This window comes from Curtobacterium sp. NPDC086286 (assembly GCF_044746255.1).
Taxonomy (GTDB): Bacteria; Actinomycetota; Actinomycetes; order Actinomycetales; family Microbacteriaceae; genus Curtobacterium.
Genome location: NZ_JBIVBW010000013.1, coordinates 1 through 16343, shown reverse-complemented (window position 1 = coordinate 16343; position 16343 = coordinate 1). Strand labels below are relative to the sequence as shown.

The window sequence follows — 16343 nt, the reverse complement described above, 5'->3', positions numbered from 1 at the left end:
ACCGTCATCGACGGCGTCCACCAGGAGTCACCGCGGGAGCACTGGCAGTTCCGGCTCGACATCGACGAGGCGCGGCAGACGTGGACGCTCGACCGATCGGACCAGCCTGAGCGCGTGACCGTTCCGGTTCGCGATCCCCGGGGATCCCGAACCAGAACGGTCAGAGGCGACCACACGATCCCGTCCGCGGCGCGCCGCAAACCCAGCTCCACCGGACGGGAGGCGCGGCGCCAGCCCGCACCGCGCCTCCCGTCCCGGAACACGCACCGTCTGCCATCCGGCGCCCGCCCCGGTCAGCGCCCCGCGCCGGCCCCGCCCGACCGGACGCCCGGGTCCCGCCGGACGCGGAACACCCGGGCCGTCGGGGTGGCCCCGCCATGGTCGACGTGCAGCACCCCCGCGTCGGCGTCCCACGAGACCTCCCAGGCCCCGATCGCCGTCGGGAAGAGCGGCGACACCGCAACCGACTGCCCCACGAGCGCCGGCAGCGGCAACGACACCGAGGACGACGCCCCCGGCAACGCCCACACCGACAGGTACAGGTCCCCGTCCGGCACCTCGAGGCCGAGCGCGACCCAGGTGTCCTCCCACCCGGGCAGCCCGAGCGGCCACACCGGCAGCGCCGACGAGACGTCCGCGAGCACGGTCCGGTGCGCCTCGATCGCCGCCGCCACGACACCCAGCTGCGCCGCTGACATCTCGTTGAGGTACCCGGACAGGTACATCCGCCCGAGTACGCCGTTGACGAGCGACAGGGTGAACAGGTCGTCGGACATCGACGGCGCCGGGTACGCCCAGTTCCCCGCCTGCTCGGGGAGCATCGCCGCGGGCGCTGCGGCGGCGATCGTGGCGGACAGCACCGGGTCCTGCTGGTCCGAGGTCGACTGCATGTGCAACCGGGACAGCATCGCGAAGTCGGCGCGCATCGCTCCCGAGGCGCAGTTCTCGATGAGCAGCGACGGGTAGCGGGCCTGCACGTCGTCGAGCCAGTCCAGCAGCGCCCGCTGGTGCTCGAGCTGCCCCTCGAACGGCCCCGTCATCGTGTTGTCGTCCATCTTGAAGAACGTCACGCCGAGTGTCCCGACGAGCCGGTCGACGACGGCGTCGAGGTGCGCCCGGGAATCCGGCGAACGCAGGTCGAGCAGGTGCCGGCCGTGCTCCGCGACCCGCACCCCGCGATGGTGCACGAAGGCGGACGACGGCAAGGTCGACGCCAGCGGCGAGTGGATCCCGATGACCTCGGGTTCGAGCCAGAGTCCGGCCTGCATGCCGCGCGAACGGATGTGGTCGATGACGGACCCGAGCCCGGTCGGGAACCGCGACGCCGCGGGCTCCCACGCGCCGACGGTGTCCCACCAGTGCCCCTCGGCGTACCAGCCGGCGTCGATGCAGAACAGGTCGGCACCGGCGTCGGCGGCCGCGTCGATGAGCGGCAGCAGCTTCTCGGTCGTCGGGTCGCCCATGAGCGTGTTCATGTAGTCGTTGAAGACCAGCGGCAGGGCACGATCGGCGTCCCGCACGTGCCGGAACGCCCGACGCTGCCGGGTGAGCACCGCGAACGCGCCCCCGACCGAGCCGGCGATCCCGACCGACACCGGCACGGACACGAACGGCTGTCCCGGACCGACGACGGCGCTCCACTGGTGCTCCTGGTCGGTCGGTCCGCTCAGCAGCACGTACGCGTGCCGCCGGGTCTCCCCCAGTTCGTAGAGCCACGGCCCGTTGTGCTCGACCTGCCACACGAGCGCGAAGTCGGCAGCGTGCAGCACACCGATCGGCAGCGCCTCACCGGTGGACCACGAGCCGCGGTTCTGCACGACGGCGCGGCTGCGGGGCGGGTGGTGCTGCGCCTCGCGATCGATGCGGGCGAGTCCGATCGACCGCAGCGGATCGGTGCGCCACCGGCTCTCGGCTGCCCAGTCGTTCTCGGCCTGGGTCAACGACAGCTCGTCGACCGTCGCACCGGAGTCGGTCAGGAACGCCCCGGTCGCGAAGGACGAGACGAAGTCGACGACGTGCTCGCCCTCCGGCGCCGACACCTCGGTCCACGTCCGGAACGCTCCGACGCCGTCGCGCACGCGGAACACGGACACGACCTGGAGGCGCGTGGCCGCGTCCTCCTGCACGATCCGGAACCACAGGTCGGTCCCGTCCACCGCCCCGGTCGTGTCCGCGGGCCCTGATCCGGTCCCGCCCACGGACACGGGGGCGTCGTCGTGCGACACGTACCGGAGCCGTGCGCCGATGGTGGAGTCGACGTGCCGGAACCCGCCGGGGAACCTGCCGTGGCCGACGGTGGTCAGCTCGACGAGCGGCTGCGGGTCGTCGGGGCCGTCGGCGAGCGCCCCGCCCGTCGGCACGAACGACACCAGGGCGACCGGACGGTCCGACGCGATCCGGAACCGTGCCGAGAACCCGGGCGTGACCCAGTCGACGAACGCACTCACGGCGTCCCGGCCCGGACCGCCCCGACCGGTGCTGGCGAACTCGTCACCCAGTCCCCCAGGGTGTGGTCGTAGCAGGTGGTGTTGTCGATCGTGGAGCGGTCGAGCGCCGGTCCCGAGGCCACCCGGCGGTCGGTGCGCTCCGGGTCGGGGGCGGCCTCGGCGAGCAGCCGGGTGTAGTCGTGCTGCGGGTCGAGGATGACCGCGTCCGAGGGTCCCCGTTCCACGACCCGGCCGCGGTACAGCACCAGGATCTCGTCCGAGAAGTGCCGCGCAGTGGCGAGGTCGTGCGTGATGTACAGCACGGCGAGGTGGTCTTCGCGCTGCAGCCGCCCCATGAGGTTGAGCACGCTGAGCCGGATCGACACGTCGAGCATCGACACGGGCTCGTCGGCGATGAGCACCTGCGCCCCGGGTGCGAGGGCCCGGGCGATCGCGACGCGCTGTCGCTGCCCGCCGGAGAGCTCGTGCGGGCGGCGGGACGCGAAGTCCTCGTCGAGGTTCACGCGGCCGAGCAGTTCCCGGACGCGTTCGGCGGTCTCCTCGGCGCCGCGCGCACGGTGGTGGAGCTGCAGCGGGCGGGCGATGTGGTGCTCGATGGAGTGGAACGGGTTGAGCGACGCGAAGGGGTCCTGGAACACCATCTGCACGTGCCGCCGGTACATGCTGCCGACGACGGGGGTGCCGTCCTCGAGCCGGACGTCGATCGAGCCGCGCGTGGTGCTCTCCAGCTTCGCGAGCATCCGGGCGATCGTCGACTTGCCCGAACCGGACTCCCCGACGAGGGCGACGGTGCGTCCGGGCAGGAGCTCGAACGACACGTCGTCGACGGCGCGGAGGGTGGTCCGGCGCAGGCCCTTCCGGGTGTGGAAGTCCTTGCCGAGGTGGCTGACGGTCACACTGGTCATCGGACGACCTCCTGGGTGTCGAGGTCCGAGCCGTCGATGCTCGCCCCGGTGCGGATGAAGTCGCCGCGGGCGCCGGACAGGCTCGGGAAGGACTGCAGCAGCCGCCGGGTGTAGGGGTGCTGCGGGTCGTGCTGGATGGTGTCGGCGGTGGCGCACTCGACGACCTCGCCGCGGAGCATGATCGCGATCCGGTCGCTGATCTCGAGCAGCAGCGGGAGGTCGTGGGTGATGAACACGACCGCGAAGCCGAGCTCGTCGCGCAGGCGGACGATCTCGCGGAGGATCTCCCGCTGCACGACGACGTCGAGCGCGGTGGTCGGCTCGTCCATGATCATGACCTGCGGCTCGAGCAGCATCGCCATCGCGATCATCACGCGCTGCCGCATGCCGCCGGAGAGTTCGTGCGGGTACGCCGTGATGCGGGACGGGTCGACCCCGACCCGGCGGAGTGCGTCCTCCGCGATCGCCCGACGCTCCTTGCGGGGCATGCCGCGGCGGTGCTCGACGAGCGCGTCGTCGAGCTGTGCCCGGATCGTGGTGACCGGGTTGAGCGCGTTCATCGCCCCCTGGAACACCATCGACAGCTTCGACCAGCGGACGGCACGGAGCTGCTCGTCGCCGAGGCCGAGCAGGTCGACGTCGCTGCCGTCCCGGTCGTGGAAGGTGATGCTGCCCGACGTCACCTTCGCCGGCGGCTTGTGCAGCCGGGTGATGGCGTAGGCGAGCGTCGTCTTGCCGCAGCCGGACTCCCCGGCCAGCCCGAGGATCTCCCCGGGTGCGAGCGTCAGCGAGACGTCCTTGACGGCGTGCACGGGGTGCTCGGTCTCGTAGACGACGTCGAGGTGGTCGATGGTGAGGACGGCGTCCCGGGTCATCGGGCGACCCCCTTCGAGTCGGTGGTGGTCTCGGTGAGGCGAGCCGCGCCTCCTGGGCCGGGACGGCGGGCCGCGCGACGTGCGCGACGTTCACGCCGTCGCTGCGCCCGCACGTTCGCGAGCCGCGGGTTGATGACCTCGTCGATCGAGAAGTTGACGAGGGAGAGGCCCATGCCGAGCAGTGCGATGAGGAGCCCCGGCGGGACGAACCACCACCAGGCGCCCTGGGCGAGCGCGAAGCCGTTCTGCGCGTAGAAGAGCATCGTGCCGAGCGTCGACGAGTTCGAGGCGCCGAGGCCGAGGAAGGACAGCCCGGCCTCGCCGAGGATCGCGGCGATGACGGCGAACACGAACTGCGACGCGAGCACCGGCAGCAGGTTCGGCAGGATCTCCACCGCGATGACCCGCCACGGTCGTTCCCCGGCGACCCGTGCGGCGGACACGTAGTCGCGGTTCCGGATCGACATCGTCTGCGCTCGGAGGACCCGGGCGGACCCGGCCCACGACGTGATCGCGAGGACGATGGCGATGGTCCAGAGGCCTCGGGCTTCCTGCGGGACGAGGCCCGAGATGACGATGACGAGCGGCAGGCCCGGGATCACGAGGAACACGTTCGAGAAGAGCGAGAACGCCTCGTCCATGATCCCGCCGAGGTACGCGCCGAGGATGCCGAAGAATGCCGACAGCACCGTGGCGAGGACACCGACGATGAGACCGATCTGCAGGCTGCCCCGGGTGGCGAACGCGAGCTGGGCGAGGACGTCCTGCCCGGTCTGCGTCGTCCCGAGCAGGTTGTCGGCGCTCGGCGGCTGCATGCCCGAGTCGCGGATGGCGCTCGGGTCGCCGACGAGCAGCGGGCCGAGCAGCCCGAACAGGGCGACGCCGACGATGAGCACGATGCCCGTGACGAGCCACGGCGTCAGCGTGGGGAGGAACCGGCGGATGCCGCCCTTCGGCCGGCCACGACGAGCGGTCGCGATGCTCCGGGTGGAACCGGCCTCGGCCTCCTCGGTGAGGGCACCGATGGTGGGTTCGGTCTCCTGTTGGATGTTGGTCATGGTCGTGTCCTCCTAGCTCCGGGCCCGGGTGCGCGGGTCGATGAGCCCGTAGAGCAGGTCGACGACGAGGTTCGCGCCGAGGACCGCCAGGGTGATGAACAGGAAGATGCCCTGCATGAGCGCGTAGTCGTTGTTCGTCACCGCGGACAGGAGCTTCGACCCGATGCCGGGGTACGAGAACACCTGCTCGGTGACGACGGACCCGGACACGATGAACCCGAGGGAGATCGCGAACCCGGCGACCGACGGCAGCACGGCGTTGCGGGCGGCGTAGTTGCGGAGGACCTTGCCGTGCGGCAGGCCCTTCGCGAGCGCCGTGGTGATGTAGTCCTCGGACAGCGTGGACACCATCATGTTGCGCATCCCGAGCAACCAGCCGCCGAGCGAGGCGAGCACGATCGTCGCGGCGGGCAGCACCCCGTACTTGAGCGCCGACATGAGGAACTCGCCGTTGAACCCCGGTGTGAGGACGACGTCGTAGCCGCCCTGGGCCGGGAACAGGTGCAGTCCGGTCGCGAAGAAGTACACGAGGATCAGCGCGAGCCAGAAGTACGGCACCGCGGCGAGCAGGGTGGTGGCCGGCACGAACGAGTCGAGCCAGGTGCCCGGTCGCCACCCGACGAAGGCGCCGAGGGCGACGCCGATGACGGCGGCGAGCACGGTGGCGATGCCGACGAGGGCGATCGTCCACGGCAGGGAGCTCCCGATGACCTCGGTCACCGGTGCCGGGAAGTAGCTCACCGACACCCCGAGGTCACCGCGGAACACGTTGCCCAGGTACTGGCCGTACTGGGCGAGGATCGGTTCCGAGGAGTTGCCACCGAGGAGCAGCTCGTACGCCTGCCGGGTCGCCGGGGTCACCTGCCCGCCGCGCTGCTGGAGCTTGGCGAGCAGGATGTCCACGGGGTTCCCGGGCAGGAGCCTGGGGATGATGAAGTTCAGCGTCAACGCCGCCCAGAGGGCCACGATGTAGAAGCCGATCTTGCGCAGGAAGTAGTGCATACGAGCGCTCCTCGGTCGCAGTCCTCGCCTCAGCCCTTGGCGGGCTTGAGGGCCTTGAAGATCTCGGCGTTGTCCGGGCTCGCCCAGACCGCCGGGAACGCGTACAGGTCGTCCTTCGTCGGCCAGCCGGTGAACTTCGCGGCGTGGAACTCACTCGTCGTGCCGCCGGTCATGATCGGGATGTACGGCATGTCCTCGACGACGTGCTGCTGGATGACGTCGAGTTCGGGCTGGGTCGCCGCGGTGTCCTCCGGGTTGATCGTCGCGAGCTTCTGCAGCGCGGCGTCGACCTCGGGGTTGCTGTAGCGGGCGATGTTCATCGGGGCCGCCTCGCCGACCTTCGCGGTGTTCGCGGTCGAGTAGTAGTTGTTGTAGAGGTAGTACGGGTTCGCGGTCGGGCCCTGGCCGAGCGAGTCGATCGCGAGCTGGTAGTTGCCCTTTGTCTTCTTGTCGGTCCACTCGTTCCACGACGACTGCTGTGCCTTGAGCTCGATGCCGGCGGCCTTGAGCTGCTGCGTCATCGTGTCGATCGCGGTGATGTAGTCGGTCCAGCCGGTGACGACCTCGACCGTCAGGGACAGCTTCTTGCCGTCCTTCGCGTAGATGCCGTCGGCACCCTTGGCGTACCCGGCGTCCTCGAGCGTCGAGGCCGCGGCGTCGGTGTCGGCACCGGACGGCATCACGGCCGGCGAGACGTCCTTCGAGATCATGTCCTTCTGCGTCGTCGTCAGTGCGAAGGTCGGCGAGATCTCGCTGGCGGTGTTCGAGAACGCGAGGGAGTTGAGCTGCTTGCGGTTGATCGCGTCGGCGATGGCGTGCCGCACGGCCGGGTCGGTCTGCGGGCCCGAGCAGCCGAGCGCCGTCGACGAGCAGGTCAGCAGGGCCATCTGGTTCTGGCCGACGGTGATGCCGTCGTAGCCCTGGTAGTGGCCGGGGATGTCGTCCATGTTCGGGACGGGGCCGGTCTGCCAGTCGATCGAGCCCTGCGACAGGGCGTCGGCACCCGCGGTGTTGCCGGAGAGCGACAGGTAGCGGATCGTCTTCACGGCCGGGGCACCGCCCCAGTAGTCCTTGTTCGCCTCGAGGGTGAAGGCCTGCGCCTTGAACGTGCCGAGCGTGTACGGGCCCGTCCCGACGGGCTTGCGCACGACGTCGGTGGTCGGGTCGATGTCCTTCCAGAGGTGCTCCGGCACGATCCAGGTCTTGCCGAGCAGGTTCGGGCCGAGCACGAAGGACGGCTTCGCGAAGGACACGACGACCTTGTCGTCCCCCTCGGCCTTCGCGGTGCCGTCGTACCCGATGGAGTTTAGCGCCTTGTACTTCTTGAGCATGTCGAGGGTGAACACGACGTCCTTCGCCGTGAAGGGCTTCCCGTCGCTCCACTTCGCGTCGTCGCGGAGCGTGATGCTCAGCTGGGTGCCGTCGGCGTTCCACTCGTAGCTCGTGCCGAGCAGCGGCTTCGGGTCCTTCGTGTTCACGTTCGTGATGAAGAACAGGCCCTCGTAGATCGTCCCGACGCCACCGATGTTCGACGGCGACCAGGGGTTGTAGTTGATCTGGTAGTCGCCGGACTGTCCGGTGTACGCGATCAGGGTCGACGCGGAGTCGGACGACGCCGCGGTCCCGCTCGAGCTGCAGCCGGTGAGGGCGAGTCCCGCGGTGGTGAGGATGGCCGCGGCCGCGATGGCGAGCCGCCGGGAACGGTTTGGTGTTGACATCGTTGTCCTCTCGGTCTGCTCCGTCGCAGGCCTGGTCGTTGTGACCGCGATTGTTACACGGCTAAACTAACCCGGTCAAGAGCTTGCACGACGACGTGAGGAGGCGCGATGGAGCGCACGACACTGGACGGCCACTGGACCCTCGAGGCGGTGGCCGGTCCACCGGAGGCCGATGCTCACCGCGACCCGGTGCAGGCGGTGGTGCCCGGCTGCGTGCACACCGACCTGCTCCGCGCCGGCAGGATCCCCGATCCCTTCGACGGTGACGGCGAGGCCGCGACGCAGTGGATCGGCGACACGGTCTGGCGGTACCGGCGGACGTTCGACTGGGTCGGCGGCACCGGGGAGCGCCGCCACGACCTCGTCGCGGACGGTCTCGACACGCTCGCGACGCTCGAGCTCAACGGCATCGTCGTCGGCACCACCGCGAACCAGCACCGCTCGTACCGGTTCCCCGTCGGACACCTGCTCCGACCGGGCGCGAACGAGCTCGTCGTCACGTTCGACGCGCCCGTGCCCGCGGCCGTCCGGCTCTCCGAGCTGCACGGCGGCGAGCTCCCGCACGTCAACCACCACCCGTACAACGCGCTCCGGAAAAACGCGTCGAACTTCGGCTGGGACTGGGGCGTCGACGTCGCGACGAGCGGCATCTGGAAGTCGATCGGCATCGAGTCCTGGAGCGGCGTCCGCATCGCGGCCGTCCGCCCCCTCGTCGACGTCGACGGCACCACCGGCGTGCTCACGGCGCACGTCGACGTCGAGTTCGCCGGCTCCTCCGGCGCATTCTCGCAGGCCATCGGCAGCGCGCCCGTCGCCTCCGCGGGTGGTGACGCGGGTGCCGGACTGGAGGCCCGGATCACCCTGGCACCGCACCACGCGTCCGCAGCGCACCCCGGTTCCGACACCGCGCCTCCCGTCCGCCCCACCGACCCCGCCGACACCGCCGGTCGGGTCGTCGGCGCGCGCCCCGTCGCGACCGGCCCGGATCGCACGACCGGCTCCGCCGTCGTGCGGCTCGAGGTCCCGGACGTCGCCGTCTGGTGGCCGCGCGGCCACGGTGACCAGCCGCTGTACGACGTCCGGGTCGAGGTCGGCGACGACGTCTGGACCGGCCGGGTGGGGTTCCGGACCGTCACCCTCGACACGGCTGCCGACGCCGGTGGCGCGCCGTTCCTCCTGCGCGTCAACGACCGGCCCGTCATCGTGCGCGGGGCGAACTGGATCCCGGACCACGCGTACCTCACCGAGATGACGGCCGAGCGCTACGCCGAGCGGATCGAGGACGCGGTCGAGGCGAACGTCAACCTGCTCCGGATCTGGGGCGGCGGGGTCTACGAGTCCGACGACCTGTACGACCGGTGCGACGAGCTCGGGATCCTCGTCTGGCAGGACTTCCTGTTCGCCTGCGCGGCCTACGCCGAGGAGCCCTGGCTGGCCGACGAGGTCGAGCCCGAGGTCCGCGAGGCCGTCACCCGCCTCAGTCCCCACCCCTCGCTCGTGGTGTGGAACGGCAACAACGAGAACCTCGTGGCGTACGCCGAGTGGGGGTGGCGGCCGGCGCTCGTCGGTCGCACCTGGGGCAACGGGTACTACCGTTCGCTGCTGCCCGCGATCGTCGCGGAGCTCGACCCGACCCGGCCGTACACCCCCGGGAGCCCGTTCTCGTTCGACGAGTACCTGACGCCGAACGACGAGCGGAACGGCAGCGTGCACATCTGGGACGTCTGGAACCGGCTCGACTACCGCGCCTACGCCGACTGGAACCCGCGGTTCGTGGCGGAGTTCGGGTTCCAGGGTCCGCCCGCGTGGTCGACCCTCACCGCGGTCGTCCACGACGAGCCGCTCGACCCGGACGGCCACGAGATGCTCGTGCACCAGAAGGCGCGCGAGGGCAACCGGAAGCTCGCCGACGGCATGCGCGGGCACCTCCCGGCGCCGACGACCATCGAGGACTGGCACTGGGCCGCGCAGCTCAACCAGGCGCACGCGATCCGCTTCGGCATGGAGTGGTTCCGGTCCCGCACGCCGGACAACACCGGCATGGTCGTCTGGCAGCTCAACGACGACTGGCCCGTGGTGTCCTGGGCACTCGTCGACCACGCCGGGCACCGGAAGCCGGTCTGGTACGCGGTCCGACAGGCCTACCGCGAGGTCCTCGCCACGGTCCAGCGGTCGACGGCGGGCGACGGCCTCGACGTCGTCGTGGTGAACGCCGGCGGTGCGCCCGTCACCGACGAGGTCGTCGTCAAGCGCCGCGCGTTCGACGGCACGGTGCTCGCGACGACCACGGCGACCGTCTCGGTCGACCCGGCGGACGCGGTCCGGATCACGCTGCCCGTCGAGGTCGCGGTGCCGCAGGACCGCTCGGGTGAGGTGCTCGTGGTGACCGGGTCGGCCTCGGGGCGGCGGGTGCACGACTTCGCGGAGGTCGTCGACCAGCGCCTCGGACGTCGACCGTTCTCGGTCGACGCCGCGGCGACGCCGGAGGGAGCGCGGGTCACGGTCACGGCGACGGCGTACGTGCGGGACCTCGCGCTGTTCCCGGACCGGGTGGTCGCCACGGCCCGGGTCGACGAGGGGCTGGTGTCGCTGCTGCCCGGCGAGTCGGCGGTGTTCGAGGTCACGCGCGCGGCGGGCATCGACGTGGAGGCGTTGGCCGGCCCCCTGGTGCTCCGGCACGCAGGCGATCTGCTGCCCTGAGCCGCGGACGGGCTGGGCGCGTGCCCGGCCCGTCCGCCCGGTCAGCCGGTCGCCTGCACCTCGAGCACGAGCGCGGTCCCCGGGGCCAGCGCGGGCAGCCGCACCCCCACGTCCTCGAGCACCGCGCCGGACAGCTCCACGCTCCCCCGCTCGATCCACGGCGTCCGGGTCACGTCGACCCCCTTCGGCACCCGGAGCCCCGTCACCGGTGCGACCCGGTACCGGCGCTCCCGGTCGAGTCCGCGCAGGCGCAGCGGCACGGCCAGGGACCGCGGCCCCGTCACGGTCCGGGCGACCCGCACGAGGGCTCGGGACCGATCGCGCGCGACGACCGCCGTCGTCGCGAGCCCGGGGTCCCCGAGCTCGACGTGGTGCAGCCGCCCGGAGTGCAACAGTCCCCGCTCCCGCTTGTAGAGCGCGGTCCACTCCCGCAGCCGGTCGAGCTCCGCGGGGCTGCACCGCGTGACGTCGGTCTCGATGCCGGCGCTGCCGAAGAGCGACACCGCCATCCGGAAGTCGAGGTCGAGGTGCCGCCCGGTGGTGTGCGACACCTCCGGGCCGACGTGCGACCCGATGAGCTCGAGCGGCAGCAGGAGCTCGGTCCACCGCTGGATCGGCAGCCGTTCCATCGCGTCGTTCGAGTCCGAGGCCCACACCCGGTCGGCGCGTTCGAGGACGCCCAGGTCGACCCGGGCGCCGCCGGACGCGCACGCCTCGATCTCGAGCCAGGGGTGTCGGCGACGGAGCTCGTCCATCACCGCGTAGGCGCCACGGGTGTGCGCGTCGAGGCCGACCCGGCCGGCGTGCACGGTCTGCACGACGTCGCGGTTCTGGTCCCACTTCACGAAGTCGACGTGGTGCGCGCCGATCACCGCCGACATCCGGTCGAGCACGTGCTCGCGGACGTCCGCGCGGGCGAGGTCGAGCACGTACTGGTGCCGCCACGTCCGGGTGCGCCCGGGGTCCTGCAGGAGCCAGTCCGGGTGGTCGACCGCGAGCTCGGACACCGGGCTCACCATCTCCGGCTCGAACCACAGCCCGAAGTCCATGCCGAGCGCTCGGACACCGGCGACGAGCGGGCCGAGGCCCTGCGGCCAGACGTCGGCGTCGACCGTCCAGTCGCCGAGGGCCGTGGTGTCGGAGCGGCGCCCGGTGAACCAGCCGTCGTCGAGGACGAACCGTTCGACACCGACGTCGGCAGCGACCCGCGCGAGTGCGAGCAGCGGCTCCAGCTCCTGCCGGTAGTAGACGGCCTCCCAGGTGTTCAGCACGACGGGACGCGGGGTCCGTGGGTGCCCGGGGCGCGCGCGGAGGGAGTCGTGGAGGCGGGCGGCGACCCCGTCGAGCCCGGCGTCGGTCCAGACGAAGACGGTGTCGGGCGTGGTGAACGTCTCGCCCGGACGGAGCACGACCTCGCCCGCGCGCAGGAGCTCCCCCGCGCCGAGCACGGGACGGGCCTCGGCGAGCTGGTCGTAGCGGTGCACGGAGTCCGCGCTCCACGCCGGGTGCACCGCCCACAGCTCGCCGGTGGTGTCGTCGAAACCAGGGGTCCCGAGCACCGTGAAGGTCGGGGCGTCGTGCCCGGTCCGCCCCCGACGACTCTCGCGCACGTGCACCCCGTCGGTCATCGCCCGCCGCTGCGGGGTCCGCTCGCGGGTCCACCGTCCGGCGAGGTCGAGCACCTCGGCGGCACGCTCCCCCACCGGCAGCACCGCTTCGAGCGCCTGCACCTCGACGTCGGCCGTGCCGCTGTTCGTCAGCGCGTGCCGCACCCGCAGGACCCCGGCGTCGTCGAGGGCGAACTCGCTGTGCAGCGCCACCTCGTCCGACGCGGCGTCGACCACGAGCAGCTGTCCCTCGACGTGCACCACGACGTCGCGCCACACCGGTACGAGCGGACGACCGCCGACCTGTCCGGCGATCCCGGGCCGCCCCTCCCACCCGTCCTGTTCGGTGGGCAGGATCGTCACCGGCCACGGGGCGTCGAACGCACTCGGTGAGACCGCCCGCGCGACGGCGAGCACGAGGTCGTCCGCGTCCTCCGGCACGACCTCGCCGACGTCCCGCCCCCAGTGCAGCACCTCGGGCAGGCCGTCGACACGGGTCGCGACGACGACACCCACCCCGGCCGCGCGCAGCGCGTGGACGCGCGTCACCGCCGCCGGCACGGCTGCCCGCGCCTCCTCGCCGTCCACGACGGTCATGCCGTCGCCTCCTCGAGGAGCACGCGGACGCCGCCGGCGGGCACGACGGTCTCCGGGCCGTGCCCGGAGCCGTCGAGCAGGTCGGTCCCGGCAGCCGACAGGACGACGTCGTCGGTGCGGTGGTTCAGGAGGAAGAGGATCCCGGTGCCGTCCTGCCGGACGCGACGCACTGCCTCCAGGCCTGGAGGCGCGGTGACGGTCCGCGCGATCGCGCGCTCCTCGACGATCCGGTCCACGATCCGTTGCACCCCGTCCGCGTCGAGCATCGCCGAGACGTACCAGGCGCCGCCGCCGGCGGCGCGACGTGTGACCGCGGGGCGGCCCGCGAGCGGCCCGTCGACGTGCCGGAGGACGACGTCGGCGTCCTCGACGACCACGTCCTCCGCCCAGTCGGTGACGACCGTGCCGTCGTCGAGCAGGACGCGCTCGTTGCGCTGCAGCGGCGTGAACTCCTCCGACCACACGCCGAGCACGTCGCGGAACGCACCCGGGTAGCCACCGGTGCGGACCCGCGCGGTCTCGTCCACGATCCCCGAGGCGTAGGTCACCAGGAGCGTCGCGCCGTGCTCCACGACGGCGCTGATCCGCGCCGCGGACGCGTCGTCGACGACGAAGAGGGTCGGGAGCACCACGACGTCGTACCCGGACAGGTCGGCGTCGAGCGGGACGACGTCGGTCAGGACCTGGCGGCGCCAGAACGCGGTGTGCCAGGCACGGAGCTCGTGCCCGTACCGGAGTCCCCGGTGCGGCTTCAGCCCGGACTGGAGCGCCCAGCCGGACGCCTCGTCCACGACGATCGCGACGCGGGCACCTTCGACCGGGGCGCCCTGGACCGGCCCGAGGGCGCGGAGTGCGCGGCCGAGGGCGCAGACCTCGCGCCAGACGCGGCTCCGGGTGCCGGCGTGCGGGACCATCGCGGAGTGGAACTGCTCGGCGCCGGCGGTCGACGCGCGCCACTGGAAGAAGAGTGCGCCGTCCGACCCGCGTGCGACGTGGGCGAGCGAGTTGCGGAGGATCTCGCCGGGTTCCTTCGCCCGGTTCCGCTGCTGCCAGCTCGGGCCCCCGGTCGAGTGCTCCATGAGCAGCCACGGACCGCCGTCGCGGGTCATCCCGCGCATGCGGTCGGCAGCGGCCGCGAGGTCCTCGGCGCGGTCGGGGTCGTCGACCAGCGTGTAGTGGTCGTTCGCCGGGATCGCGACGTGTCGTGCCCACTCGGCGTAGTCGACGACCTGGGAACCGGCGCCCACCATGAAGTTCGTGGTGACGGGTGCCGCGGAGTGCTGCTCGATGACGGCCTTCTCGGCCTCGAAGTGGGCGAGGAGCGCGTCCGACGAGTAGCGCTCGAAGTCGAGGGCGAGCCCCGGGTTCGGCGCCCCACCGACGCCGCGCGGCGGGGAGACCTCGTCGAACGACGTGTAGGTGTGGCCCCAGAAGGCGGTGCCCCACGCGGCGTTCGCTGCGTCGACGTCGTCGTACCGCGCGCGGAGCCAGCGGCGGAAGTCGGCTGCCGAGACATCGCAGTAGCAGCGGCCGTTCCCGCCGCCGAGCTCGTTGCTCACGTGCCAGAGCCGGACCGCGGGGTGCTCCCCGTACCGTTCGGCCAGGGCGCCGGCGATCCGGACCGCGTGCGCGCGGAACACCGGCGAGGCCGGGCACCAGCCGAGCCGGCCACCGGGACGCTCGCGGCGTTCGGTCGCGTCGACGGGCAGGATCTCGGGGTGCGCCGTGAGCAGCCAGTTCGGCGGGGCGGCGGTCGGTGTCGCGAGGTCCACCGCGATGCCGTTGTCGTGCAGCAGGTCGAGCACGTCGTCGAGCCAGTCCCAGGTGTACTCCCCCGGTGACCGCTCGAGGAGCCCCCACGAGAAGACCCCGACCGTGACGAGGTTCACACCGGCCTCGCGCATGAGTCGGACGTCCTCGTCCCACACCGAGCGCGGCCACTGCTCGGGGCTGTAGTCACCACCGAACGACAGGTCCTCGGTGGGCCAGGGCACGGAACGAGCAGGGGTCACGACATCTCCTTCGACGGGTGGACCGGACCAGCATCCCGCCCGTCGAAGGCGTTTGTCAACTCGGGTAACTAAGTCAGAAGCGGAGGAGTCGGCGGACCGCGAGGACCGCGGCCGCACGCGCCCACTCGGAGAACTCGAACGGCTGCACGACGATGGTCGCGGCGGGCTCGTACGGGCGGAGGCCCTGCCAGAACGCCGCGTCCACCTCGGCGCGGGCGAGGTCGTACACGGGCAGGCCATCGCCGGTCAGCACGATGGTCTCCGGGTCCACCAGCGTCACCACCGTCGACAGGAGGACACCCAGGGCCGTGCCGGCGTCGCGGAGGGCCTGGAGCGCCTGCTCGTCCCCCGCGCGGGCCAGGTCGACGACCGCGTCGTACCCGGCGTCCTCGTGTCCGGCGTTCCGCGCCACGATGGAACTCGGCAGGTAGCTCGACACGCAGCCAGCGTGCCCGACCCCGCAGTCCGGACCGCCGCCGTACACGGGCAGGTGCCCGACGCGACCGAACCGACCGTGGGCGCCCTCCGACACCTCGCCGTTCGTGACGAGCCCGAACCCGACGCCCGCCCCGACCGTGACGAGTGCCATCGAGGTGACGCCCGCGCCGGCACCGATCCAGTGCTCCTTGGCCGTGAGCGCGTCGACGTCGTTCACCGTGAAGGTCACGAGCCCCGTCCGGCGCTCGAGCATGTCCGACAGCGGGACGTCGCGCCAGCCGAGGAACTGCGACACCTCGACCAGGGTCACGCCGTCACGGGTGACCACGTCGCCCGGCACCGAGACGCCGAGCGAGCAGATCGCCGGCGACGCTGCCCGGAGCCGGTCGACGACCTCGCCGACCTGGGCCACGAGCGCGTCGGGCGATGCGTCACGCAGCACTTCCTCGTGCAGGGCGAGCACCCGTCCCGCGAGGTCGGTGACCGCCGCGTACAAGCGGTCCTGCGTGAGCTTCACGCCCACGAACTCCCACACGCCCTCGCTCGTCCGGAGGAGCTCGGACGGCCGGCCGGTGGCGCCACGCACCCCTGTGCCGACCTCGATCACGAACCCGTGTTCCTGGAGCGTCCGCACGGCCCGCGTGAGACTCGCCCGCGACAGCCCGAGCGACCGAGCGATCTCCGCACGGGAGAGCACACCGTGCACGAGGATCTCGCGCAGGGCGGACCTCGTCGCATCGGTCAACACCGGCCACACCGGACCCGGGTCGATCGCTGCTCGATCGAGCTGCTCGGTCATCGGTCCCCTTCGTTCGTCGGCCGATCATAACGCGCCGGGAAACGCAGAAAACCCCTGACCACGTGGTGGTCAGGGGTTCCCTGGTGTTGCAACGTTGAGTCCGGCGGCGTCCTACTCTCCCACAAGGTCCCCCTTGCAGTACCATCGGCGCTGAGAGGCTTAGCTTCCGGGTTCGGAATGTGACC

General features: G+C 71.8%; 10 protein-coding genes and 1 rRNA gene. 1 reads left to right on the top strand and 10 read right to left on the bottom strand.

What is annotated here, in order from left to right:
* Positions 1-293 precede the first annotated feature (293 nt).
* From ACIPKM_RS18205 to ACIPKM_RS18180, 6 genes are read right to left on the bottom strand one after another with little or no spacing between them, the layout of a single operon-like run.
* On the bottom strand, positions 294-2447 hold the full coding sequence (locus ACIPKM_RS18205; protein ID WP_402737267.1) for a glycoside hydrolase family 36 protein: 2154 nt from the start codon (positions 2445-2447) through the stop codon (positions 294-296).
* Complete coding sequence (locus ACIPKM_RS18200) at positions 2444-3352, bottom strand: ABC transporter ATP-binding protein (RefSeq protein ID WP_402737266.1); 909 nt, start codon at positions 3350-3352, stop codon at positions 2444-2446. The genes ACIPKM_RS18205 and ACIPKM_RS18200 overlap by 4 nt, the downstream gene beginning before the upstream one ends.
* Complete coding sequence (locus ACIPKM_RS18195) at positions 3349-4227, bottom strand: ABC transporter ATP-binding protein (protein ID WP_092387808.1); 879 nt, start codon at positions 4225-4227, stop codon at positions 3349-3351. Before ACIPKM_RS18195 ends, ACIPKM_RS18200 begins: the two co-directional genes overlap by 4 nt.
* A complete protein-coding gene (locus tag ACIPKM_RS18190) occupies positions 4224-5285 on the bottom strand; it encodes an ABC transporter permease (protein ID WP_261646301.1) in 1062 nt (353 codons plus the stop codon). Before ACIPKM_RS18190 ends, ACIPKM_RS18195 begins: the two co-directional genes overlap by 4 nt.
* 12 nt (positions 5286-5297) lie before the next feature.
* Entirely contained in the window at positions 5298-6287 is a 990-nt protein-coding gene (locus tag ACIPKM_RS18185; protein WP_070418539.1) for an ABC transporter permease, read from the bottom strand.
* A 29-nt stretch (positions 6288-6316) separates the two neighbouring features.
* Complete coding sequence (locus ACIPKM_RS18180) at positions 6317-8005, bottom strand: ABC transporter substrate-binding protein (RefSeq protein ID WP_071296609.1); 1689 nt, start codon at positions 8003-8005, stop codon at positions 6317-6319.
* Between the two features lie 108 nt (positions 8006-8113).
* Here ACIPKM_RS18180 and ACIPKM_RS18175 point away from each other — a divergent pair, with 108 nt between their 5' ends.
* On the top strand, positions 8114-10705 hold the full coding sequence (locus ACIPKM_RS18175; RefSeq protein ID WP_402737265.1) for a glycoside hydrolase family 2 protein: 2592 nt from the start codon (positions 8114-8116) through the stop codon (positions 10703-10705).
* A gap of 41 nt (positions 10706-10746) precedes the next feature.
* Here ACIPKM_RS18175 and ACIPKM_RS18170 read toward each other — a convergent pair whose 3' ends face one another.
* The 4 genes from ACIPKM_RS18170 to rrf all read right to left on the bottom strand — a co-directional run.
* Positions 10747-12909: an alpha-galactosidase gene (locus ACIPKM_RS18170; RefSeq protein WP_402737264.1), complete on the bottom strand. Its 2163-nt coding sequence runs from the start codon at positions 12907-12909 to the stop codon at positions 10747-10749.
* Positions 12906-14921, bottom strand: a complete 2016-nt coding sequence (locus tag ACIPKM_RS18165; protein ID WP_402737263.1) for a beta-galactosidase — start codon at positions 14919-14921, stop codon at positions 12906-12908. The genes ACIPKM_RS18170 and ACIPKM_RS18165 overlap by 4 nt, the downstream gene beginning before the upstream one ends.
* Positions 14922-14994: 73 nt before the next feature.
* On the bottom strand, positions 14995-16158 hold the full coding sequence (locus ACIPKM_RS18160) for an ROK family protein (protein ID WP_402737262.1): 1164 nt from the start codon (positions 16156-16158) through the stop codon (positions 14995-14997).
* 98 nt (positions 16159-16256) lie between these two features.
* Positions 16257-16343, bottom strand: a 5S ribosomal RNA gene (gene rrf / locus ACIPKM_RS18155); the annotation flags it as partial.

Excerpts from the sequence above, each read along its gene's own strand:
- ACIPKM_RS18200 (WP_402737266.1), bottom strand. The coding sequence starts at position 3,352 with ATGACCAGTGTGACCGTCAGCCACCTCGGCAAGGACTTCCACACCCGG.
- ACIPKM_RS18195 (WP_092387808.1), bottom strand. The coding sequence starts at position 4,227 with ATGACCCGGGACGCCGTCCTCACCATCGACCACCTCGACGTCGTCTAC.
- ACIPKM_RS18190 (WP_261646301.1), bottom strand. The coding sequence starts at position 5,285 with ATGACCAACATCCAACAGGAGACCGAACCCACCATCGGTGCCCTCACC.
- ACIPKM_RS18185 (WP_070418539.1), bottom strand. The coding sequence starts at position 6,287 with ATGCACTACTTCCTGCGCAAGATCGGCTTCTACATCGTGGCCCTCTGG.
- ACIPKM_RS18180 (WP_071296609.1), bottom strand. The coding sequence starts at position 8,005 with ATGTCAACACCAAACCGTTCCCGGCGGCTCGCCATCGCGGCCGCGGCC.
- ACIPKM_RS18175 (WP_402737265.1), top strand. The coding sequence starts at position 8,114 with ATGGAGCGCACGACACTGGACGGCCACTGGACCCTCGAGGCGGTGGCC.
- ACIPKM_RS18170 (WP_402737264.1), bottom strand. The coding sequence starts at position 12,909 with ATGACCGTCGTGGACGGCGAGGAGGCGCGGGCAGCCGTGCCGGCGGCG.
- ACIPKM_RS18160 (WP_402737262.1), bottom strand. The coding sequence starts at position 16,158 with ATGACCGAGCAGCTCGATCGAGCAGCGATCGACCCGGGTCCGGTGTGG.